General features: G+C 50.0%; 17 protein-coding genes. 11 read left to right on the top strand and 6 right to left on the bottom strand.

From position 1 onward, the window contains the following. Positions 1-97: 97 nt before the first annotated feature. The 3 genes from AC6R0S_RS16575 to znuC all read right to left on the bottom strand — a co-directional run bounded on the left by AC6R0S_RS16575 (position 98) and on the right by znuC (position 3,063). Positions 98-1,243, bottom strand: a complete 1,146-nt coding sequence (locus AC6R0S_RS16575) for an HD domain-containing phosphohydrolase (RefSeq protein ID WP_500638392.1) — start codon at positions 1,241-1,243, stop codon at positions 98-100. Positions 1,244-1,499: 256 nt separating this feature from the next. Further along, positions 1,500-2,282, bottom strand: coding sequence for a zinc ABC transporter permease subunit ZnuB (gene znuB, locus AC6R0S_RS16570; RefSeq protein WP_500638409.1), 783 nt, complete (start codon positions 2,280-2,282; stop codon positions 1,500-1,502). Then, positions 2,275-3,063: a zinc ABC transporter ATP-binding protein ZnuC gene (gene znuC / locus AC6R0S_RS16565; RefSeq protein WP_334551129.1), complete on the bottom strand. Its 789-nt coding sequence runs from the start codon at positions 3,061-3,063 to the stop codon at positions 2,275-2,277. The genes znuB and znuC overlap by 8 nt, the downstream gene beginning before the upstream one ends. 80 nt (positions 3,064-3,143) lie before the next feature. Here znuC and znuA point away from each other — a divergent pair, with 80 nt between their 5' ends. The 5 genes from znuA to AC6R0S_RS16540 all read left to right on the top strand — a co-directional run bounded on the left by znuA (position 3,144) and on the right by AC6R0S_RS16540 (position 10,770). Beyond that, positions 3,144-4,034, top strand: a complete 891-nt coding sequence (gene znuA / locus AC6R0S_RS16560; protein ID WP_500638391.1) for a zinc ABC transporter substrate-binding protein ZnuA — start codon at positions 3,144-3,146, stop codon at positions 4,032-4,034. 282 nt (positions 4,035-4,316) lie between these two features. Then, entirely contained in the window at positions 4,317-7,598 is a 3,282-nt protein-coding gene (locus AC6R0S_RS16555; protein ID WP_500638390.1) for a helix-turn-helix domain-containing protein, read from the top strand. 441 nt (positions 7,599-8,039) lie between these two features. Further along, positions 8,040-8,270 (top strand): FeoA family protein, encoded by a 231-nt coding sequence (locus AC6R0S_RS16550; RefSeq protein ID WP_500631867.1) that lies wholly within the window; start codon positions 8,040-8,042, stop codon positions 8,268-8,270. After that, entirely contained in the window at positions 8,267-10,543 is a 2,277-nt protein-coding gene (gene feoB / locus AC6R0S_RS16545; RefSeq protein WP_500638389.1) for a Fe(2+) transporter permease subunit FeoB, read from the top strand. Before AC6R0S_RS16550 ends, feoB begins: the two co-directional genes overlap by 4 nt. After that, entirely contained in the window at positions 10,540-10,770 is a 231-nt protein-coding gene (locus AC6R0S_RS16540; protein ID WP_500631869.1) for a FeoC-like transcriptional regulator, read from the top strand. The genes feoB and AC6R0S_RS16540 overlap by 4 nt, the downstream gene beginning before the upstream one ends. A gap of 30 nt (positions 10,771-10,800) precedes the next feature. On the opposite strand, the gene AC6R0S_RS16535 is transcribed toward AC6R0S_RS16540, so the two are convergent. Then, complete coding sequence (locus AC6R0S_RS16535; protein WP_500631870.1) at positions 10,801-11,229, bottom strand: HIT family protein; 429 nt, start codon at positions 11,227-11,229, stop codon at positions 10,801-10,803. 91 nt (positions 11,230-11,320) lie between these two features. Next, positions 11,321-13,054: an arginine--tRNA ligase gene (argS, locus tag AC6R0S_RS16530; protein WP_500638388.1), complete on the bottom strand. Its 1,734-nt coding sequence runs from the start codon at positions 13,052-13,054 to the stop codon at positions 11,321-11,323. 245 nt (positions 13,055-13,299) lie between these two features. On the opposite strand from argS, the gene AC6R0S_RS16525 reads away from it, so the two are divergent. Further along, entirely contained in the window at positions 13,300-13,896 is a 597-nt protein-coding gene (locus tag AC6R0S_RS16525) for a VOC family protein (protein ID WP_500631872.1), read from the top strand. On the opposite strand, the gene AC6R0S_RS16520 is transcribed toward AC6R0S_RS16525, so the two are convergent. Then, positions 13,888-16,662, bottom strand: coding sequence for an insulinase family protein (locus tag AC6R0S_RS16520; protein ID WP_500638387.1), 2,775 nt, complete (start codon positions 16,660-16,662; stop codon positions 13,888-13,890). The two genes, AC6R0S_RS16525 and AC6R0S_RS16520, sit on opposite strands and share 9 nt — an antisense overlap. A 313-nt stretch (positions 16,663-16,975) precedes the next feature. On the opposite strand from AC6R0S_RS16520, the gene sixA reads away from it, so the two are divergent. The 5 genes from sixA (at position 16,976) to AC6R0S_RS16495 (ending at position 22,860) form a co-directional block, all read left to right on the top strand. Continuing rightward, positions 16,976-17,440, top strand: coding sequence for a phosphohistidine phosphatase SixA (sixA, locus tag AC6R0S_RS16515; protein WP_500625768.1), 465 nt, complete (start codon positions 16,976-16,978; stop codon positions 17,438-17,440). Positions 17,441-17,609: 169 nt separating this feature from the next. Beyond that, positions 17,610-19,703 (top strand): flagellar biosynthesis protein FlhA, encoded by a 2,094-nt coding sequence (flhA, locus tag AC6R0S_RS16510; RefSeq protein ID WP_500625769.1) that lies wholly within the window; start codon positions 17,610-17,612, stop codon positions 19,701-19,703. A 29-nt stretch (positions 19,704-19,732) separates the two neighbouring features. After that, the gene (gene flhF / locus AC6R0S_RS16505; protein ID WP_500628705.1) at positions 19,733-21,232 is read left to right on the top strand and encodes a flagellar biosynthesis GTPase FlhF; all 1,500 of its coding nucleotides are present in this window, start codon (positions 19,733-19,735) and stop codon (positions 21,230-21,232) included. 13 nt (positions 21,233-21,245) lie between these two features. Next, a complete protein-coding gene (locus AC6R0S_RS16500) occupies positions 21,246-22,133 on the top strand; it encodes a MinD/ParA family protein (protein WP_334551112.1) in 888 nt (295 codons plus the stop codon). Beyond that, a complete protein-coding gene (locus tag AC6R0S_RS16495) occupies positions 22,126-22,860 on the top strand; it encodes an RNA polymerase sigma factor FliA (RefSeq protein ID WP_334551111.1) in 735 nt (244 codons plus the stop codon). The genes AC6R0S_RS16500 and AC6R0S_RS16495 overlap by 8 nt, the downstream gene beginning before the upstream one ends. Positions 22,861-22,862 lie beyond the last annotated feature (2 nt).

Here is a 22,862-nt window from a genome sequence, read left to right as displayed (position 1 = left end):
CTGCTTTGGATGCCTAATAACAACCAAGGAAAGATAAGGTTTTATATTGTTGAATGAAAATTATACGGGATCGTGCGTCGTTTGGTCAGCCAAGTCACTAATTTGTCGTCGCTCGTTCACTTGGGTCGAGTTCAGGATAGCGCTCTGATATCGCTTTTAGTTCGCTTTGATGCTCGCGCAGTGCATTGACGCAATCACGATCCAATTTACCCATCTGAACCATCTTTTCCAGCTCTAGTAGTGCGTAAAGAATCGACGATGCCTGTTTATACGGGCGATGGGTGATCAAAGCGTCAAAGATGTTCGCGACGCAGACAATACGAGCGGCGAGAGGGATCTCATTGCCTCTTAGATGGCGAGGATACCCCGAGCCATCGAGAAACTCATAGTGGTGCGCAATGATGTGTAAAAACAGTTCAGCACTGGGGTGACCACTTGCGCCCGCTTGCTCAATGAACTCATGAATGATGGCTTCGCCCGCTTGAACATGTTCTCTGAGTGTGGCGAGCTCTACCTCGGTCAACTTACCGGGTTTACACAGTAGCTCGGACGGTAGCGTGACTTTGCCAATATCGTGATACTGCGAAAATAAGCTGAGGTGTTCAATGGTTTCGTCATCGAGATCGTATTTGAGCGCAAGGCCCGTTGCTATTACATGTGTAAAACTGGCGACGCGCTGTTTGTGCGCGCGAGATTCTCGTTGATAGAGCGGAAACTGCGCAGCGTGCTTGCAAGCGCAATTGATCAAGGTATCCACCAGCTGATACTCAGAAAAAATCAACAACCTCATCATTTCCAAGTAAGGCTTGAGGGTATCGAGCACCGCCGGTGTAAACGCACTCTCTTGATAAGAGCTGAGGAAGATGAACCCAAGGAATCGATCATGGATAAAGGTTGGTATGGTCGCCGAAGATCGGTAGCCATCGCGCAGTAAAGACTCAGTATGCGGCGAGCGGCGCAATGTTGTTAGGTGCGTCAAAATGACCGGGCTGCGCGATTGCAGACTTTGGCGCAGTGTTGGTAATGAACTCAGTGGCGCTTCGTAATGGGTAATATTGAGCGAAAGCGAGGTACTGTCTGCGTAACTGCGCAGCAAATGATCTCTGTCGTCATACAGGGCAAAACTTAAGTGGTCGAGAGCGGGATGGTGAACTTGCATACGCTCCAACAATCCGGTCATTTGCTCGTTTAAGTGATGGGATTGTGCCAATGAAGAGTGGCGATGTAGTGTTGAGTTTTCCATGATGCCCCCCTTACAAAATCAACGCCAACGATGAATCAAGAACGAACCGATTGTTGTGCCTCATTGCGTAGTGAACTTTTTCATACTCAGCTTCGGCCGCGCGGTAACCAGCAATCTGCAACTTACCTACTTAAGTGTAGACAGGGATAACTCGCTTGGCGGGGAAAGGCAGAGCTAAATGCGAAAGGCTTGATCCATCGCAAACTTGGGGAGAAAAAATGTAAAGCGCCGCTGATCGCGGCGCTTAGTCTATTGGTCAATCAATACGTTTTAACTGAGCGAAGATAAAACAGGCCGTCGCGCAGATGACGACAGATGGACCTGCCGGGGTATCGTAATGCCAAGAGAGCGACAGTCCACAGATCACCGCGACACTGCCAATCAGCGATGCAAAGCACGCCATTTGCTCTGGGCTTTTGGCAAAACGTCTTGCCGCCGCAGCAGGAATGATCAGTAGTGAGGTCATGATCAAGGCCCCGACGTATTTCATACCAATCGCAATCACTAGGCCGACCAGCAACATTAAAATCAAGCGCATCAAATCGACGTTATGGCCTTCGACAGCCGCCAACTCTTCGTTGACGGTGGTAGAAATGAGCGGACGCCAGAAGACGATAAGCACCGCGCCAACGACGAGCGAGCCAAGGTAAATGTAGATCAAATCTGTGGGCGTGACGGCGAGCAAATCTCCGAACAAGTAGCTCATCAAATCAATACGTACGTGATCAAGAAAGCTGACGGCGACCAAACCGAGTGATAGGGCACTGTGAGCCAAGATCCCAAGTAAGGTATCGGTGGCGACCAACTGCTGGCGTTGCAACGTGACCAGAATCACCGCGAGCGCCAAACAGCAGACCACCAAGGCGAGATACAAGTTGATATTGAGCAAAAAGCCGAGTGCGATACCCATTAGCGACGCATGAGCCAAGGTGTCCCCAAAATAGGCCATTTTTCGCCACACGACGAATGAACCCAACGGACCGGAGATCGCCGCAATACCAAGACCGGCAAAGAGTGAGGGGAGTAAAAACTCAATCATGATGATGGTGTCCGTGAGAATGGTGAGAACAGGCCGTTGCATCGCCCGCTACGGGTTGACCGGATAAATCATGATGATGGTGGTCATGCTGGTGGTGATAAAACGCCAGTGACTCACGCTGAGCTTGGCCAAACAGCGCAATATAATTGGGGTGCTGTGCAATGTCGGCAGGTGCGCCGGAGCAGCAGATGTGATGTTGCAGACAAATCACATCATCGGTCTTGGCCATGACGAGATGTAAATCATGGGAGACCATAAACACCGCGCAGTTAAAACGGCGGCGTAGCGTATCAATCAGCTCATACAGATCGATTTGCCCTTGCACGTCGACCCCTTGCGCCGGTTCGTCAAGCACCAATAAATCTGGACGTTGTAACAGAGCCCGCGCGAGTAATACGCGCTGCGTTTCACCGCCAGACAGCGAATGCATATTGGCCATGAGCATGTGTTCTGCGCCCACCAATTTGAGCGAGTCGATGATCTCTTGTTGGCTGTAACGTCCGGCCAGTTTAAGAAATCGCTCAACGGTCAAAGGGAGCGAATCATTCAGCTTGAGTTTCTGTGGGACGTAGCCGGTGCGCAGCCCTTTTTGGCGTGTAATCTGGCCGGTAAAGCGCTTTTGCAAGCCAAGCAGCACTTTGACTAAGGTAGATTTACCAGCGCCGTTTGGGCCGATCAAGGTGGTGATTTCGCCGCGTTTGATGGTCAAGGAGACCTTATCGAGCACTTTGCGCTCATCAAATTGGACCGAAATATTAGCTAGTTCGACGAGAGTCGACATCAATAGAACTCATTTGCAATTCAGTATTGTTATAATGTAACATTTATACTTTCTCAACGCTATAGAGCAGTCGTACATAAATGAAACGTTTCCTTCCTCTCTTGTTGCTTATCTTGAGCAGCAAGAGTGTCGTGGCCAGCGATATTATCGCGAGTATAAAACCGATCCAATTAATTTCGTATGAATTAACACTAGGCATCAACGAGCCGGATGTTTTATTGGCGGCCAACACCTCGCCGCACGATTATGCGTTGCGTCCGTCTGACGTGCGCCGAATCAACCAAGCGGATTTGATTATTTGGTTTGGCCCAGACCTAGAGCCTTTCCTTGACAAAATCTTAGAGGGGCGTGACAACGTGCTAGCACTGAGCAAAATTGACGGTCTCCCTTTGCGTGAATATCAGGGCGATCATCATGATCATGACGGTCACGATCATGACGGTCACGATCATGGCAGTCACGATCCCCACTTTTGGATGGGCGTGGACACGGCTTCTCAGGTGGCCAAAGCGATCAGTGCCAAGTTGATTGAGATAGACCCAAGTCAGCAAGCAGCATATCAAGCCAACCTTGCTCAGTTTGAAGCGCGCCTGCGCCAGCAGCACAATGAGATTGCCGCTCAACTCAGCAAGGTAAAAGATCAAGGCTACTACGTGTTCCACGACGCGTATGGTTACTTTGAAGAGGATTATGGCCTCAATCAATTGGGTTTTTTCACTGTCAGCCCAGAGCGCAAGCCAGGCGCGAAGACCTTGATTGCAATAAGGCAAGCACTGTCGAAGAAAGAGGCGAAATGCGTCTTTTCTGAGCCACAATATACGCCTGCGGTGGTCGAGTCCGTGACGCGAAACACCGACGTCAACCAAGGCGTGCTTGACCCCATCGGCGCAGACATCGTGGTAGAATCTGGCGGTTATTTCAACTTTATGCAGCAGATGGCGGACAGTTTTGAGCAGTGTTTATCGAACTAAGACGTTCAGATATAAAAATGTTCAGATATAGAGCGTAGCGGACGTTTGGCGTAACGCACTAAGCGCAGAGAGCTAAGGATAAGGGAGACGACGTGTCTCCCTTTTTGCTTTCGGTCACAACGATTTGCCACAAAGAATGTGATAAGTGAGACGCAAACACCTTGTAATGACCAAGCGTTGTTAGATAATTATCGACTCAAAATAACTGCGCAGCGACTCTTGTCGCTGCGCGTCACTGATAGCAACAGGTGTATTTTGCGCGTCGTCCCTTTATCAAAACTGATGACTCAACTCATCGCTTTCTGGCTGTGCTTGAGCGCACACGTTGTAGTGGCCTCTTCAGAGGTCTTTTATTCTCTACCCAGTCAAAGTCAGGGTAAGGTCTTTGCCGCCAAACAGTTGTTTCTTGCTGAGGGCGGCGGTTTGTGGCTGCAAGATGTTCGAGCCCAAATCCTCTTTTTTGACGGTCAAAACGTGGCGCCGAACGTCGGCTCGGCGCTGACGCATGATGTCGATAAAGTGGCGTACGCTGACCATGCATTTTGGTCTTTCTTTCGCAATGAAATCTATCGAACGCTGCCAAATCAGGAGCGCGAACTGGTGTTGAGCCTCACTCCTGGCACTGATATTCATTCCATCGGCGCGTCGGGAGATTACATTTGGTTGGCCGATGAACGCTATTTTTACACCTACCATATCCCCAGTGGTGAACTCGATACGCTCTCTTTGATGGAGTTGTATCAGTTTACCCAATCCTCAACCATCATCATCAATGATGCGCAATTTGTCGTCTCCAAATGGGTGCTCGCCACCAATGCGGGCGCCTACGTCTCCGACCGACGTCATTTCGAACACGTGCCACTTTCGCAGCAGCATTACATTGAAAAGCTCCATTACTCCGCGAAGCGAGGCGAAATTGTGGTTGGGACCTTGTCGGGAGCGCTGGTGTTTAATATCCATCGTCCTACTCAAATGGTCGCCGACATTCCGGGTTCGCACGTGCTGAGCTTGGCAGAAACAGATGACGCGTATTGGATTGGCACTGAACACGGCTTGATTATTTACTCCCATAACGATGGTGCTGAACGCCGTCTTGGCTCCCAGCGTTTGGCTGGGCACCCGCTTTATGGAGAGCGTATCTACTCCATCGTCAACGATGAAGCGGGCGGTATTTGGTTGGCAACCGATAAGGGCGTGCGCTATTACTCCTTGTTCTCTCCCAATTTCCAGCGCTTTAATCCGCAATTGCTCAGCGAAGGAACGGAGCGAGAGCAACCCCTAATGTTGGAGCCAATGGCGCAGCGTCAAGGGTATTGGCTCTTAACGACACTCGGGCTCTATCAACTGGACCTTACAGATAGAGGGCAGAGGACATTAGTGTATCAAGGCGCTGTTAGTGATGTGATGGAGCATCAAGAGACCTTGTGGCTAGCGACCCCCAATGGCGTGATCACCTTACCACCCAGTCGCCTTGCTGAGCCACAACTGGTATCGAATGCACCGGTTGCCAAGTATCTTGAAGTTGACAGTCAGGGCCACATCTGGGGGGCCAGTGACCAGCAGTTATGGCGCTATGATCCCGAGCGCGCAGTGTTCCGTGATTTTGTCTCGGATTGGATGTTAACGCAGTACCTCCCAGCGCAACTGACGTATCTCAAATCGGCCGGTGAGCGTTTGCTGATCGGCACCGATCATGGACTCTATTTGCTCGAGCGTGGTGTGATCAAGTTTGTTGATGACAGCAGCCAATACGGCGGCGTGAGCCACATTATTGAGGTGGCAGATGATGAGCTTTGGGTGGCCGGTCAATACGGGCTCTATCGTGTTGATACGGCGACAGGGATCACCGAATCGCTAGCGTTGATTGAAGGCCATATCTCGCCAAAATGCTTGATGAGTAATGAGCAAGGTATCTGGCTAACGACATCTGCAGGGCTGTCGCAATACACATTGGCGGGGGCGCTCAAGGAGCACTACGGCGAGCCTTTAGGGCTGAGGAATAATGAGTTTGTCACTGGGCTTTGCGGCGCTAAATCTGGCCGCGAACACACCTTGCTGATGGGCTCAAGCCATCATTTGATGACAGTGGATACTGAGCGCTTAGCAAATCAAGCGCTCCCATCTGGTCGCGTCGTAGTCAGTCAAGTGAACGTTGGTCAGGAACGGGTCGCTTTGGGCCATTCACCGGATAGAAGACTAACCACAGAGTTTGGCGAGTCACTCTCCTTCCAATTTGGTGTGATGCCTCAGTTGAGTGGCGCGCAGATTGAGTATCGTTTAGATAACGAGCCTGAATGGCAAGTGTTGGAGGGGGTGACGCTGACCATCGAACACGTGCTACCCGGCTTGCATCAATTGAGCGTGAGAGTGACACACAACGGCCGACGCACCGGTCAGGAAGACCGCTTTCAATTTCTCGTTAATAAGCCTTGGTACTTAGAGCACAGCTCGATAGGGGCGGCCGTGTTGTTGCTCTGTGCGTGTATCGTCTGGATAGTGTATTGGCGATCGCGGCTAATGGCCAAAGCAAACCGAGCGCTTAAAGCGCAAGTGGAACTGAAAACCCACCAGCTTGAACACCAAAGCCGAGTGCTATTGGCGAATAATGTCCAGTTAAGGAAACAACTTCACATTCGGCGTCTTATTTACGCCCACTCTGTGGCGAGTTTACAGCGTAAGTTGACGATGCCGCCATACAACAGTGCGGAGTTTAAACCAGTGGTCGATAGGCTCAGTCAAGAGCTCGCGTTATCGATTTTTGCCCGCGAAGCGAATAAAGAGGCGGATCCGGTTTACCACTTTAATCTCATTTTTCATGCGGCGATCGATGGTTGGCAAGAAGAGATTCGTAAATCAGGGCAGAGCTTGGATATTGAGTGGCCACAAGATCAAGCGGTTTATCTCTCTCTAAATGCGTTCAACCTCGACGAAATACTTAACGTGCTGATTGATAATGTCATTAAGCGCGGCTATCGCAACCAGACGGTGATGATGCGTATTGACCACAATGTTGAGCGCCTTGCCTTGACGGTGCTAGATCAAGGGGAGTCGATCGACCATGCGGACCTCGGCCAAGATTACCTGATGAAAATGAGCCAGTTGGTTGAGGCGAGCGGTGGTAGTGTGACGATTCACTGCTCAAAAGAGCGCAATATGCAGGAGTTTACGTGGCCAGTGAGCGATCACTTCACTGAGCGCTCAGCCGTCAAGCAACTGCCGCACTCTGTGCAAGAAGAGAGGGACCCTTGGTTCGCCAAACTGAAAACCATTGTTGAAGCGCACTATGCGGAGGCGGATTTTGGCTTATCAAAGGCGGCGCAATTGCTCTATGTCTCAGAGCGCAGCCTTCAGCGCCGCTTAAAAAGCCATCAGCACACCACTTTTACCGAATATCTCAATGAAGTACGCCTCGATCATGCATGTCGACGTTTGCTAGCGGGGGAAAAAGTGTCGGATGTGGCGTTTGAATGTGGCTTTAACGATCCCTCGTATTTCAGTCAACGGTTTAAATATCGCTTTGGAGTGTCGCCGACTCAATTTGTCGAAGGGCAGGGGGAAGAGTAAAAAAATAACGTGGTATAGCCGGGGGGACTATACCACGGGTGTCAATGACACCTTCGCTTGCTGCCGGAGTGGCGCGCTGCGCCACCTCTGGAATTCAATGTCACTTCAGGCTGTGCCCTAGCGACCTGTTCACTATAAATACCCGCACTTATTTTACTTATAAAATTAACGCCATTTTACTATAAGAATTGCGCCAATCGTTTTAAATATATGAATTTTATTTACTTTATGTGGTTTTTTGATGATTTTATGTCATGTGGAATGTGGGGACGGTCTGAACAAGTGTCCCATTTTGACGGTATTGACGAGGCGAAAATTAACAAAAGTGACGAGGACAAAAATGCAAAGATTGATTTCAGACAATATCTGACCGGGTAGAGAGAGATATCATCTCAATAACTAATAGTAATATTTCTCATTTACACTATCGATTGGTCTGTTATGCAATTATCTCAGCTTTCTCCGGGTCAAACCGCGACCATCATTGGCTTTGGTCAGATGTCAAAAGAAGTACGCAAGAAACTCATGGTCATGGGGCTTCTGCCTAACACGGCGGTAACCTTGATTCGTGTCGCACCAATGGGAGACCCACTGCAAGTTGAAGTACGCGGTGTCTCATTGGCCGTTCGTCAATCTATGGCCAACTCGATTGATGTGGAGGTGCGCGCATGAATTACCAAATTCTCACTGTCGGCAATCCAAACAGTGGCAAAACGACCTTGTTTAACGGCTTAACGGGCGCGCGTCAGCAAGTGGGTAACTGGGCTGGCGTGACGGTAGAGAAAAAGACCGGCCGCTTTCACCATGCCGGCGATGATTTCTCTTTAACCGATCTGCCGGGTATCTACGCGCTTGATAGCGGGAACGATGGCAACAGCATAGACGAGTCTATTGCCTCCCGGGCAGTGCTTACTCATCCTGCGGATCTTATCATCAATGTCGTTGACGCGACCTGTCTTGAACGCAGCCTCTATATGACTTTGCAGCTACGCGAGCTCGGCCGACCGATGATCGTGGTGCTCAATAAGATGGACGCCCTAAAACGAGTCAGACAAACCATTGACGTCAACGCGCTAGAACGCGCTTTAGGTTGCCCCGTCTGGGCGCTCTCTGCCAACCGAAAGAGTGACGTTGAACAGTTTAAGACGCATATCCATAAACGTTTAGTGCAAGGCATTGCGCCGAAAGCATTTTGCTTGAATTACGGTGATGCGTTTGAAGCGGCGATTGATTCGCTCACATCGACCTTATCGAGTCAGGCTGAAGTGAATCCGCGTGCGTTGGCGATCCGAGCGCTGGAAAGTGACCGCTTGGTGCTCAACGGACTCACTCAAGCGTCAAGAGAAAAGGTACATCTGGCTCAGAGTCAATTGACGATGGATATTGATCTGCTGGTGGCAGATACCAAATACACCTATCTTCACCAATTGTGCCAACAGGTGCGTCGAGCCCAGGGAGTGTTAAGCCATTCATTCACACAAAATGTTGATAACGTCATTCTCAACAAGTGGGTTGGCGTGCCGTTTTTCTTTGTTGTGATGTATTTGATGTTTATGTTCTCCATCAACATCGGCAGCGCATTTATCGACTTCTTTGATATTGGTGTCGGCGCTTTGTTAGTCGATGGCGGCCACTATTTGCTCGATGATCATCTGCCCGTGTGGTTGGTGACTTTACTTGCCGATGGCATTGGTGGCGGTATACAAACCGTCGCCACTTTTATTCCTGTGATCGCGTGTTTGTATCTGTTTCTCGCCATTTTGGAAAGTTCAGGCTACATGTCTCGCGCTGCGTTTGTGCTGGATAAGGTGATGCAAAAACTCGGTTTACCGGGTAAAGCATTTGTGCCTTTGGTGCTTGGGTTTGGCTGCAACGTACCCTCCATTATGGCCACGCGCACGCTCGATCAGGAACGAGAGCGTAAGCTGGCTGCCTCAATGGCGCCGTTTATGTCCTGCGGGGCTCGTCTACCGGTTTACGCGCTGTTTGCTGCCGCTTTCTTCCCGCAAAGTGGGCAGAACGTTGTCTTCGCCCTCTACTTACTTGGCATTGTCGCCGCAGTGTTGACGGGTTGGGTACTTAAGCACACACTCTACCCAGGTTCGAGTGAGAGTTTAGTGATGGAAATACCGGACTATGAGCTACCGACGATACCAAATGTGTTGATCAAAACTTGGCAAAAGCTCAAACGCTTTGTGCTTGGCGCGGGGAAAACCATTGTCATGGTTGTCGCGATCTTGAGTTTTATGAACTCGCTCGGTACTGATGGCAGTTTTGGGAATGAGGACAGCGAGTACTCGGTACTGTCTCAAGCGGCGATGTGGGTCACACCGGTATTTGAGCCTATCGGTATTGAAGCGGACAATTGGCCGGCAACCGTCGGCATCATCACCGGCATTTTTGCTAAAGAAGCGGTGGTCGGCACCTTGAATAACCTCTACGCGCCCGCGCAAGGTGAAGAGAGTGAGTATGATTTATTAGCCAGTATGGAAGAGGCGTTTGCCTCGATCGGCGATAACTTGATTGGCCTGAGCTTTAGCGACCCGTTGGGCATTTCCGTGGGAGATTTATCCGACACCGAAGCGGTGGCAGAAGAGCAAGCGGTGGACGCATCGATTTTCGGGAACTTAAAGCAGCATTTTGCTTCTTCTCACGCAGCGTTCGCCTATCTGGTATTCATATTGCTCTACACACCGTGTGTGGCGGCGATGGGAGCGTATGTGCGTGAATTTGGCGCTCGATACGCGCGCTTTATTGCCGTATGGACGATGGGGCTGGCTTACGGCAGCGCGGCCTTGTATTACCAAGTGGCGCATTTTGCCGATCATCCTCTAAGTAGCAGCGTGTGGATTGCGGGGATTGTCGTTGTCAGTGCAGGCGTTTGGCGTGCTCTTAAAGTGGCGGGAAGACGAGAGCAAGCGTCGCTAGAGGTGCAAACCGCATGATCGTATCAGAGCTAAAAGCTTACATTGATCAATGTGGTACGGTGACCCAAGCGGAGCTTGCCAAGCGTTTTTCATTGTCGCTCGATGGGGTTGATGCCATGTTGGCGATATGGTTACGCAAAGGGAAACTGTCTAGGATAGATGATGTCAATGAGCACAACATTACGGTTCGGACACGATATGTGTCCGTCCGAAATGACCAGATTGCTATCATCACTAGCATGTAGACGTCTGCTGCTGTGGTGCTCGACAGAAGTTCAAACTCGTGTAAACAAGTGACTAAGCGACAGAACATTGCTCAAGCGAGTTGATATCTCAATTTGTGCCTCGTCGCTACGATGTTCACCCGGCGTATTGCCCCAAACAGGGCCAGGCCAAGCCACATCATCCTTAAAGCGAGCGATATGGTGAATGTGCAGTTGCGGCACCATGTTGCCCAGCGCCCCAAGGTTCAGTTTATCAGGTCGAAAGGTGGCTTCCAGAGCTTGGCTCACCGCTTGTGACTCCAGCAAAAACTGTTGCTGTTCTTGCATCGGCAAATGGTGCAGCTCTTTGAGTTGCGCTCGTTTGGGCACCAAGATAACCCAAGGCACGGCACTGTCTTTGTGTAGCAGTGCAACACAGAGTGGGAAGTGACCAAGTAAGGTCGTGTCTTTAACCAGCTGGGGATGAAGTTCAAAACTCATGGTGAGGGTCCTTAGTCCATGGATAACAAAAAGGTTGATGCTTTCACACCAACCTTCGTTTCGTCGCCTGAATGCTCAAGGCTAGGCGCGATTACATGCGCTCAAGGGTATCGATACCCAACAGAGAAAGACCTTGTTTGATGGTCTTCGCGGTCAATGCCGCCAGTTTTAAGCGGCTTTGCTTGATGGACTCATCTTCGCTGCTCAAAATTGGGCATGCTTCGTAGAAGCTAGAGAATTGACCCGCTAACTCAAACAGGTAGCTACACATGATATGAGGTTGACCTTCGCGAGCCACTGACTGTACTGCTTCTTCAAATTGCAGAAGCTTAGCGATCAGCGCTTTCTCTTTCTCTTCCGTCACTTTAATCTCACCAGACAACGCGTCCATTTCGATTCCCGCTTTGGCGAAGATCGACGCAACACGCGTGTAGGCATACTGCATGTACGGCGCTGTATTGCCTTCAAATGCGAGCATGTTGTCCCAGTCAAACACATAATCCGTGGTACGGTGCTTAGAGAGATCCGCGTATTTCACCGCTGCCATCGCTACGGTCGTCGCGATGTTGGTTTTCTCTTGCGCATCAAGATCTGGGTTTTTCGATTCGATCAGTTTGATGGCACGCTCTTGCGCTTCGTCCAACAGATCAGCAAGGCGCACAGTGCCGCCCGCGCGAGTTTTGAATGGGCGACCATCTTTGCCAAGCATCATACCGAATGCGTGGTGCTCAAGGGTAACCTCTTCTGGTACGTAACCTGCCTTACGAACGATGGTCCACGCTTGCATTAGGTGCTGATGCTGACGTGAGTCGATAAAGTACAACACGCGATCAGCGCCTAGCGTTTCATAGCGGTATTTGGCACACGCAATGTCTGTTGTGGTGTAGAGGAAGCCGCCATCGCGTTTTTGGATGATGACACCCATAGGCTCACCGTCTTTGTTCTTGTACTCGTCAAGGAAGACGACCTGCGCGCCATCGTCTTCTTGCGCCAAGCCTTTTTCTTTGAGATCGGCAACGATGCCTGGCAGCATGTCGTTGTACATGCTTTCGCCCATGACGTCGTCACGCGTCAAAGAAACGTTGAGGCGATCATAGTTGCGCTGGTTCTGGATCATGGTGACATCCACCAGTTTTTTCCACATTTCTGCGCAGTATTCGTCACCACCTTGCAGTTTGACCACGTAGTTACGGGCTTTCTCTGCAAATGCTTCATCTTCGTCGTAGAGCTTTTTCGATTCGCGGTAGAAGGCTTCAAGATCTGACAGTTCCATCGACACTTCGCCAGATTCTTTCTGTACGCGCTCTAGGTTGGCAATCAACATACCAAATTGCGTGCCCCAGTCACCGATGTGGTTAGCGCGAATCACTTTGTGGCCCAAAAACTCCAGTGTGCGCACCACCGCGTCACCAATGATGGTTGAGCGCAAGTGACCAACGTGCATCTCTTTGGCGACGTTTGGCGCTGAGTAGTCTGCGACGATGGTTTGCTGTGCTTCAGCCGCCACGCCAAGGCGCGCATCGGCAAGCGCTGCATCGGCTTGTTTTGCAAGGAAGGTTTCATCAAGGAAGATGTTAATGAAACCTGGGCCAGCGATTTCCGTTTTGCTGGCGATGCCATCGAGGTCTAGTACGTCCAATACTTTTTGTGCAAATTCTCGTGGGTTGGTGCCGAGTTTTTTCGCGACGCCCATAACGCCGTTCGCTTGGTAGTCACCAAACTGTGGTTTTGCAGATTGACGTACCGCTGCAGGGCTGCCTGCAGGTGCGCCAGCGGCTTCTAGAGCCTGAGAAACTTTGTCATTAATAAGTGCTTGGATATTCACTCGCGCTTCCTTCAATTCTCGGGAATTGGTTGGGTATGCATTCAATTTCGGCGAGCAGATGGGCATCTTGCTGCGCATAATATCCGTGGGGATAGGGTGAATGCATATCTCGATCTAGTTCATAAATTGGCGCACATAATAACAACTTTATCGCGGCGCTTATAGGGACTTAATTGGGAAATTTTCTACTTTTCAGCGCGAACTTGTTACTATTGCCGCAATCTCAACGTACTGGATGCAAAACCATGGCTCAATCCCTGTCAGACGCAGCGCTGTTGCCAGCGCAAATGAAAGCTAATTTGGATAACTTCATGCATAAAATTCGCGATTTAAGCGAGTTGCTGCATTTGGATTTGAGTCCTTACCAGGCGGATCACATCGCAATGCGCATCAATGACAATGCGTTGGCTGAACTTGCCCATCAGGCCTGGCGTGAAGAGGGTAAGGAAATCTCGACAGCGCGTATTAATGGCCGTCCCATCGTTGTGCTTGAGTTTCATCAACCTCTTGAAAGCTTGGGCTGGTCGATTGAGTGCTTAGAGCTCCCTTATCCGGCGCCCGGAAAAGTGTATCCAGAGCAAAGTTGGGAACATGTTGAATTTGTGGTTCCCTCACAGGCACAAGATGCCGAGGCTTACCTTGAAGAGATCAAGCATCGTTTTCCGCTATTGAAAGCGCATTGGGGGAAGCTGGATGAGATGGGAGTGAAAGTGAAATTGTCGAGTCCGAAAGGAGAGGGCGAGCGGCTCAGCAACCCGACGGTCGCCTTTAAATATCAAGGGGTGTGCATCAAGCTCCACCCCCATTCGTTAAAGGCCATTGTGGCGTCTGAGTTAGCCTAGTTCGACATCTTTAGGTCGGAGTTGGAACTGTTCGATAGATCCAATCTCTAGACCTAAATTGAGCGGCGGGGCATCACTGTGTGCGTTGCCTTGAGTGTGCATGATCAAACGATCGGCGGTGCGCGGTTTGAGTTTATTGACCACGAAGCGAATCATGTCCGTTCTGGTCAGGCTCTTAAGTTCACGCAGTACCACTTCTTTCTGATTAAACTCTTTGTCTTTATTACCAATCGCGACCCAAAGACGCTGCGCGCGGCCGCGCAATGTGGTGTCTGGGGTGGCGATTTGGTTCCAAAGCCCTTTCTTACTGCTGTGCCATTGGTACTCGTTCAGTTCAAGCAATACCATGTAAAAAGCATTAAGGAACTCGTCAATCGACGCAATTAAATCAATCGGAGCGGCATTGGGCGACTGTACGTACAACACAATACCGGGGTGTTTGTTGAGGGGCAGATTGCCGGTGCCCACCATATACCCCAGTTGCTGTTTGGTGCGAATTTCATGGAAAAATGTCGCCGACATCAAATGGTTTGCTAACAAGTAGAGGGCGATGTTTCTTGGCGAGGAATCCTCGCATTGGTAATAAAGCACCACCGCTGAGTCTTCTTGGTTGCAGTGCACTTCTCGTTGGAAGGTGCCGTTTTCGCCAAGCATGACCAATGGACGCAGTGCTTCTTCATACTGCTGATTTTTGACGCGCAACGCGTGTTTCAATGTCTCACCGAGGGCGAGCGCATCGCGTTTGGTCCAGTCACCATAGACGAACATCTCAACGTGCAACTCGGCTAAAATAGCATCGACAAAACGTGCTAGCTCGTCGACGTTAATGGTATCTAACGCGTCAAGTAACGTCGCATACGGTGGGTTATTGGGTTGGAGTATGCCTGTTAGTGCATTGAACAACTGCGATATAGGGCGATCTTGCGCCGAGTTTTGCCAATTTCGTTTCAACTGCGCTTTGATGGTCTCAAAACGTTGAGCACTGAACTCTCGCGCTGCAAATCGTTTCAGGATCATCGCCATCAACTCAGGTTGTTTCTGGCTAAAACCGGAGAGGGTGAGCGTCACGCCCCCTTGATGTGCGTACATGTTGTAGCCAAGGCCAGCGATTTCAGCTTGGTAGGTCTCTTTGGCCAGCGAGTCTAAAAACATCTCCACACACAGACGCGTCATGACAATATTGCGCGGATTGGCGACCGCATGTGGGCTATCAATCGCCACATAGACAACGCCTTTTGGCACGCGAAACTCGCTGTCTTGCATGTGCCAGAGAGTAAATCCAGGCAAATTCTCAAGGATTTCAGGGACAAGCTGATGCTCAGCAATAGGCTGAGGATCGAGATCGTAGGCGATAAACGGGTTTTTCTCTGGCAGAGCAAACGTCAGCGTTGATGGCGCGTGATAGAACGCCATCTGTTCATCACTGAGTGGCTTAACCGAGTAGGGCGTGAAGTACCATTTGGCTTGCTGGTCACACGGCAAGTTTTTGGCAATCACGGTGATGCGCAGGTTCTGCGGCGTGAAATAGCCCATCAATTCGCGCAGTAAAGCCTCATCGTAGCCCGCCATCATAAAGTCGCCGTAGACGATGTCTTGCGCTTGGTAATGCTGCATGTTGACGACCAAATGGCTGACTAAATCGAGTGGACGAGTAGGCTCTTGAAAACGAAACGCTGACTCCAACACGGCGCGTTTTTCCATGTAGCGCCATTCGTCAAAACCGTGCGCTTTGATTAAAGTCAGGTAGCTAAACACCGCCTGAACCAGTTCATCAATGTGCTCAAGCCCTTCAGGAGTCAGTGCGCAGCTGACGGTAAATTCGCGGTAGTTGCTGCCACTGGTGCCGCCCCCTGCGGACAACGAAGTGATCCATCCAGCGTCTTTGAGTGCCAACATCAAGCTGCCTTCGCCTTCATAGCCAAGCAAATGAGCGAAATAAGAGAGAGGCTTGGTTTGATAATGATTATCCATGCTTGGCATGGGGAAGGTGAGGATGATTTTTCGCAGATCTTTAACCGGTTCGACATTAACACGGATAGCGGTGGAACCCGGATGAGTGTAGGGCGCCTCTATCTGCTTGCCCGCCAAGCGCTGATTGCGCACTGTAGTGAATTTCTCTCGCACCCATTCCTCAAGTTGAGACAACGACTGCGGGCCGACCACTGTGAGTGTCATGATATCCGCTGAGTAGTGATCGCGGTGAAAGGCTACGATTTCGTCGCGGATCGATTGGCCTTCTCGGTCGCCTAAGGTGTCGATATTACCCACTGAAAACTTGCTAAACGGGTGAGCAGGATTCACCAACTCTTTGTGGACTTGGTACAGTCGGCGCGAGTCATCATTGAGTTTCAGTTTGTATTCAGAGTCGACCGCTTGGCGTTCTTTATCGAGTGCTTCGGAGTTAAACAGTGGTGCGGTGAAGAACTGACTAAAACGATCTAGGCCAGATTCAAATGCCGTGGGAGAGACATCGAAAAAGAAGCAGGTATGTTCAGTGCCCGTCCAAGCGTTATTTGACCCGCCGTGTTGACTAATAAAACTTTGGAACTCCCCCACTTTAGGGTATTTCTCTGTGCCGAGAAATAGCATGTGCTCAAGGTAATGGGCTAACCCTTGACGATCTTCAGGGTCGTCGAAGTGACCGACATTCACCGCCAATGCCGCAGCGGATTTCTGTGCGTTTTTATCGTGAATCAACAATACCCTCAAGCCATTGTCCAACTCGAGATAATGGTATTGATTGGTATCATTTGGGCTAATGTGCACGATGTTCTCCAAAAAGTGGGCGAGTGATGTGAATGGCGATTAGGGTAATGCAAATAGTCGTCGTTCTTTTTAACAATTATGAACGCGATGTGCCTGTCTGCAAACCATATCGTCAAGAAAAGTCATTGATTTTATAAAACGCTCGTCGGAACCTGCCCGAGATTGCGATCGTTTCGTCAACAATTCATTAATAAAATCGGTGTCTTTAGCCACGCTCTTGATATACTTGAGAGTAAAAATGGCCAGCAGGACTGGCACGATAATAAATTCGCCACGTCGAATGGGCGCTGGCAGGGTAGTGTAGGATTTAGCCATGAAAATTTTTATTATGCGCCATGGGGAAGCAGAGCATTTTGCCGACAGTGATGCCCAGCGTGAGTTAACCGCGAATGGTCGACAAGCGTCTCTAGCGGTCGCAAAAGCGTGTGTCGAGCAGGGCTATCGCTCTTTTGATAAGGTTCTTGTTAGCCCTTATATCCGTGCTCAGCAGACATGGCAGGAGATCGCTCACTGCTTTGACGCTAATAAAGTAGAGACACTGGATGACATCACGCCCTATGGGGACTCTGAGCAAGTCGCGCAGTATATTGACGCCTTGATTGATGTTGAGCAGCTAGAGTCTGTGTTGCTCGTCTCTCACTTACCTCTGGTCGGATATTTGACCGCGGAGTTTGTGGTGGATATGGCGCCGCCACTGTTCCCTACCTCAGGGTTGGCTTGTGTCGATTACCAACCTCAGACTAAACAAGGCGAGTTGCTGTTTAACCTCAGACCCTAACGCCGTCAGCAATATCCAGGCGTGAACGTCAGTCGTGCTACAGGTGTCACTTCGAAAGATGGGTCGCCTAGTTCTTGTCTCTAGCCAGTTTTTTGACAACATCACTGGACTAAAAATTGCATAAACAGCTGACGTTGACTCTTTTTCCATAGATTCTCATTACTTACCTATGAAGTTTTCTTTGCCGTTTGCAGATAAGCTGCCACCGATACCTCAGCGAGCCTTACCCGCGATAGGCGCGCCTGTCATGGTGCTGTCGACATTGGCGATGATCGTATTGCCGATCCCGCCTTTTTTGCTCGATTTGTCTTTTACCTTCAACATCGCTTTGGCGATGGTGGTGCTGCTCGTCACGGTTTACACACGCCGCCCGCTTGATTTTGCGGCTTTCCCCACGGTACTGCTGATTGCGACCTTGCTGCGTTTGGCGCTCAACGTTGCTTCAACGCGTGTGGTACTGCTGTACGGTCATGAAGGACCTGAAGCGGCAGGTTCTGTGATTGAAGCCTTCGGTAACGTGGTGATTGGTGGTAACTACGCTGTCGGTTTGGTGGTCTTTCTCATCTTGATGATCATCAACTTTATGGTCGTGACCAAAGGTGCAGGGCGTATCTCTGAGGTGAGTGCTCGCTTTACCTTGGACGCTTTACCTGGTAAGCAAATGGCGATTGACGCAGACTTGAACGCGGGACTGATCGACCAAGATCAAGCGCGTACTCGACGTCAAGAAGTGACCAAAGAAGCCGATTTCTACGGTTCGATGGACGGTGCGTCAAAATTTGTTAAAGGTGACGCCATCGCCGGTATCTTGATTTTGTTTATCAACATTATCGGCGGCTTATCGATCGGTATGGCGCAATACGGCCTCGGCTTTGGTGAAGCGATTCAAATCTATACCTTGCTGACTATTGGTGATGGTTTGGTCGCCCAGATCCCATCATTGTTGTTGTCGATTGGCGCCGCGATCATGGTGACGCGTCAAAATACAGACGAGGACATGGGGCAGCAGGTTGTCTTTCAGATGTTTGACAACCCCAAGGCGCTGATGATCACCGCCGCGATTTTGTTTGTCATGGGCATCGTTCCGGGTATGCCTCATTTTGCGTTTTTGCTCCTCGCTCTGTTGGCGGGCGGCGGTGCGTACCTCATTCAACGCAAGCAGAAAAAACAGGCCGAGAGCAAGAACCTGCCCGCCACGCAAGAGACAGAAGCTCCCACGCCGAAAGAGCTCTCTTGGGATGATGTTCAGCCGGTCGATACCATTGGTCTTGAGGTGGGATACCGCCTGATCCCATTGGTGGATAAAGACCAAGGGGGTGAACTGCTTGAGCGAGTGAAAGGGGTGCGTAAAAAGCTCTCTCAAGATTTTGGCTTCCTCATTCCAGCTGTGCACATTCGTGATAACCTTGAATTGACGCCAAATAGCTACCGCATCACTTTAATGGGCGTTGCGGTAGGCGAGGCGGAGATTCGCCCAGATATGGAGCTGGCAATCAACCCAGGCCAAGTGTACGGGATGATTGAGGGTGAACCGACCATTGACCCCGCGTTTGGGCTTGAAGCGGTGTGGATTCGCGAAGAGCAGCGCGAGCATGCTCAGGCGTTAGGCTACACCGTCGTTGACTCGTCCACGGTGTTGGCGACGCACTTAAGCCAGCTGTTGACCAACAACGCCTCTCAATTGCTCGGTCATGAAGAAGTACAAAACCTCCTTGAAATGTTGGGTCGCAGCGCGCCGAAGTTGGTGGAAAACTTTGTACCCGATCAGCTGCAACTTGGCGTCGTGGTGAAAGTTCTGCAAAACTTACTCAACGAAGCCGTGCCCATTCGAGACATTCGTACCATCGTTCAGACCTTGTCGGAATACTCATCAAAGAGTCAAGAACCCGACATCCTAACGGCCGCTGCACGAATCTCATTGAAGCGCTTAATCGTTCAGGAAATCAACGGTATAGAGCCAGAGTTGCCGGTTATTACCTTGATTCCTGAACTGGAACAAATATTGCATCAGACAATGCAAGCTTCGGGAGGAGAGTCCGCAGGGATAGAACCTGGTTTGGCAGAGCGATTGCAATCATCACTGAGCCATGCCACACAAGAACAAGAGCTCAAAGGTGAGCCTGCTGTGCTCCTGACATCAGGGGTGTTGCGTTCAACCTTAGCCAAGTTCGTGAAGAATACGATTCCATCACTGCGTGTACTGTCATACCAAGAAATACCTGACGAAAAACAAATCCGCATTGTTCAAGCTGTCGGTAACTAGAACAGAGTCGGTAAAACACGGTATCTAATTTGAAAATTAAACGATTTTTTGCAAAAGACATGCGTGGCGCTCTGCTTCAAGTGAAAGCAGAGTTAGGCGATGACGCAGTAATCATGTCGAACAAAAAAGTCGCTGGTGGCGTAGAAATCGTGGCGGCTGTTGACGGAGATTCCGCAGCGAAGCGAGCGGCGCCAAGTCACAGCTACAACTCCAACCCACGACATGTCCCCGCCTCTCAGTCCGCTAACCAGCATAGCCAAGCCAGTGCGAGCTTAGCCTCATCGAATCAGCGTCGCCTTGATGATGATAAGGTGAGCCTACAATCACAAGGTGATTCTGGACGTTCGATGACCAAACGTTTTGCCAATATGCTGGCCCAATATCGTGGCGGGACTCCGCCTCGTGATGAGGAAGAAGAAGACTCGCTGGCGGCGTTGTTGAAGCGTCAAAATACCTCTTATAAATCAGGTCAGGATAACGATGTTCGCGTACGTGAAGATTCGCCTTTGGCCAAGCTGATTGCAGAAGACCGCCGTATTGAAAAACCGGCTGCGCGCTTGGATCCTTCTCGTTATGAGCGTGGTCGCGCGCAAGAGTCAGCGATGCCCAACGAAGATTTTGAAGAGATGAAAGAGGAAATGTCCTCGATTCGTCGTCTGCTTGAGCATCAAGTATCGGGGTTAATGTGGCAAGAAGTGGAGCGAAGAGAGCCCCTTAGAGCCATGTTAATTAAGCGCCTTGAGCGGATGGGCGTCTCTTCGGATTTGGCCGATCAATTAGCGTGTTACATACCTGAAGACACGCCGCCTACCAAAGCATGGAAAGCATTGCTGGGTTTAGTCTCAGACCAGATCCCTATCTCCAAACAAGACATCCTTAAACGCGGTGGCGTGGTCGCATTACTTGGCCCAACCGGTGTGGGGAAAACCACGACAGTGGCCAAATTAGCCGCACGCGCTGCCATGGAGTTTGGCGCGGACAACGTGGCGCTTGTGACCACAGATACTTATCGAATTGGTGCTCATGAACAGTTGGCTATTTATGGTCGAATTATGGGGTGCCCAGTAAAAGTTGCTAAAGATTCCAATGAATTAGCCGATGTTATTTATCAGTTGAGAAATCGTCGCCTAATTTTGGTCGATACTGCCGGCATGGGACAGCGCGATGTCCGATTGTCAGAGCAGCTTGACACCCTAATGCACGAAATTGGTGAAGTGATTCATAGCTACTTGGTACTGCCTGCCACGGCGCAGCGCAAAGTATTACAAGAGACCATTGATCACTTTAAACGTATTCCACTTTCTGGATGTATTTTGACCAAGCTCGATGAGTCACTGAGTTTGGGAGAGTTTGTCAGTGTTGTAGTGCAAAACGCATTGCCCGTCGCGTATATCGCGAACGGACAACGTGTACCAGAAGACATTGTGATTGCTCAGCCAAAATACATGGTAGCGAAAGCAAATGAGTTGCTAGAGAAGTCGACAGATAACGAACCTCACTATTGGAATAGTGACGCAGACAGGTTCTAGGCGGCGGACGATTATGACGAAGAATATGATTCAAGACCAAGCTAGCGGGCTACGCCGCTTAACCCAACCCTCGTTGACTAAAGTTATTTCGGTAACCGGAGGCAAAGGCGGAGTTGGTAAGTCAAACGTAACCTTAGGCATGGCAATTTGTATGGCGCGCCAAGGTAAAAAAGTCATGGTGCTCGATGCTGACTTAGGTCTGGCCAACGTGGACGTGATGCTCGGCATTCGACCTAAACGCAATTTAGGCCATGTATTGGCCGGAGAGTGTGACCTGCAAGACGCCATCGTTGAAGGACCACACGGTATTCGCATCATTCCTGCAACATCAGGGACACAGTCGATGACCGAACTCTCCCACGCGCAACATGTGGGCTTGATTCGCGCTTTTGGCAGTCTCGAAGACGAAATGGATGTGCTGTTGATTGATACAGCGGCAGGCATTTCTGATATGGTAGTGAGTTTTTCGCGCGCGGCCCAAGATGTGGTTGTCGTCGTGTGTGATGAACCTACGTCAATTACCGATGCGTATGCTTTAATTAAACTATTGAACAAGGACCACCAAGTGCAGCGATTCAAAATTGTTGCAAATATGGTCAGAAGCTATCGAGAAGGCCGAGAATTGTTCGCAAAGTTGACCTTGGTCACAGAGCGATTCTTGAATGTGAGTCTTGAGCTCGTAGCATGTATTCCTTTAGATGATAAAGTTCGACAAGCTGTTAAAAAGCAAAAGATTGTTGTGGACGCCTTCCCGCGCTCCCCTGCTGCTCTCGCCATCGGTTCATTGGCCAGTAAAGCGCTAACTTGGCCAATTCCGAAAGTGCCGAGTGGACATCTTGAGTTTTTTGTAGAACGCTTAGTAAATAAGAATGAGATGCTAGAGGAACCGTTTGGTGAATAAGGCCCTGACCTACGACCAATATGCCAATCACGATAGCCAGCGAGCGTTTTTAGAAAAATACTCGGTGCTGGTGAAGCGTATTGCTCACCATTTGCTTGGACGTTTGCCTCCGAGTGTGCAGGTAGAAGATCTTATTCAGGCGGGCATGATTGGTCTGCTAGAGGCACAAAAAAACTACGATGGTAGTAAAGGCGCCAGTTTTGAAACGTATGCGGGCATACGGATTCGAGGCGCGATGTTGGATGACATCCGACGTGGAGACTGGGTTCCTCGCTCTGTGCATAAGAACAATCGAGAAATCAGTCAAGCTATCGCCTCGTTGGAAGGGCAACTGAATCGAGACCCAACCGATGCGGAAGTGGCGCAGTTTATGGGCATCAGCCTGGATCAGTACCACACCATACTAACGGACATTAACTGTTCACGTTTGGTTGGGATAGAGGACTTAGGCGTCTCGGAAGATTCGATTTCGCCTGAGGACCAAGAGGAAGACAATGTCCCTTTTAAAGGGGTGGCAGATGAGTATTTTCGCACCGCACTTGTCGACTCGATCAAATCTCTACCAGAACGAGAGGCACTAGTACTTTCGCTTTATTACGATGAAGAGTTAAACTTGAAAGAAATCGGTGAGGTAATTGGGGTTAGCGAGTCACGCGTTAGCCAGATACTAAGCCAATCAATGCAACGTCTACGCACAAAGTTGAGTGCTTGGACAAATAATGACTAACA

This window comes from Vibrio sp. R15-SG3-ISO1B (assembly GCF_059833835.1).
This window is presented reverse-complemented; position numbering and strand designations above follow the sequence as displayed.

Excerpts from the sequence above, each read along its gene's own strand:
- AC6R0S_RS16575 (WP_500638392.1), bottom strand. The coding sequence starts at position 1,243 with ATGGAAAACTCAACACTACATCGCCACTCTTCATTGGCACAATCCCAT.
- znuB (WP_500638409.1), bottom strand. The coding sequence starts at position 2,282 with ATGATTGAGTTTTTACTCCCCTCACTCTTTGCCGGTCTTGGTATTGCG.
- znuC (WP_334551129.1), bottom strand. The coding sequence starts at position 3,063 with ATGTCGACTCTCGTCGAACTAGCTAATATTTCGGTCCAATTTGATGAG.
- znuA (WP_500638391.1), top strand. The coding sequence starts at position 3,144 with ATGAAACGTTTCCTTCCTCTCTTGTTGCTTATCTTGAGCAGCAAGAGT.
- AC6R0S_RS16555 (WP_500638390.1), top strand. The coding sequence starts at position 4,317 with ATGACTCAACTCATCGCTTTCTGGCTGTGCTTGAGCGCACACGTTGTA.
- AC6R0S_RS16550 (WP_500631867.1), top strand. The coding sequence starts at position 8,040 with ATGCAATTATCTCAGCTTTCTCCGGGTCAAACCGCGACCATCATTGGC.
- feoB (WP_500638389.1), top strand. The coding sequence starts at position 8,267 with ATGAATTACCAAATTCTCACTGTCGGCAATCCAAACAGTGGCAAAACG.
- AC6R0S_RS16540 (WP_500631869.1), top strand. The coding sequence starts at position 10,540 with ATGATCGTATCAGAGCTAAAAGCTTACATTGATCAATGTGGTACGGTG.
- AC6R0S_RS16535 (WP_500631870.1), bottom strand. The coding sequence starts at position 11,229 with ATGAGTTTTGAACTTCATCCCCAGCTGGTTAAAGACACGACCTTACTT.
- AC6R0S_RS16525 (WP_500631872.1), top strand. The coding sequence starts at position 13,300 with ATGGCTCAATCCCTGTCAGACGCAGCGCTGTTGCCAGCGCAAATGAAA.
- sixA (WP_500625768.1), top strand. The coding sequence starts at position 16,976 with ATGAAAATTTTTATTATGCGCCATGGGGAAGCAGAGCATTTTGCCGAC.
- flhA (WP_500625769.1), top strand. The coding sequence starts at position 17,610 with ATGAAGTTTTCTTTGCCGTTTGCAGATAAGCTGCCACCGATACCTCAG.
- AC6R0S_RS16500 (WP_334551112.1), top strand. The coding sequence starts at position 21,246 with ATGACGAAGAATATGATTCAAGACCAAGCTAGCGGGCTACGCCGCTTA.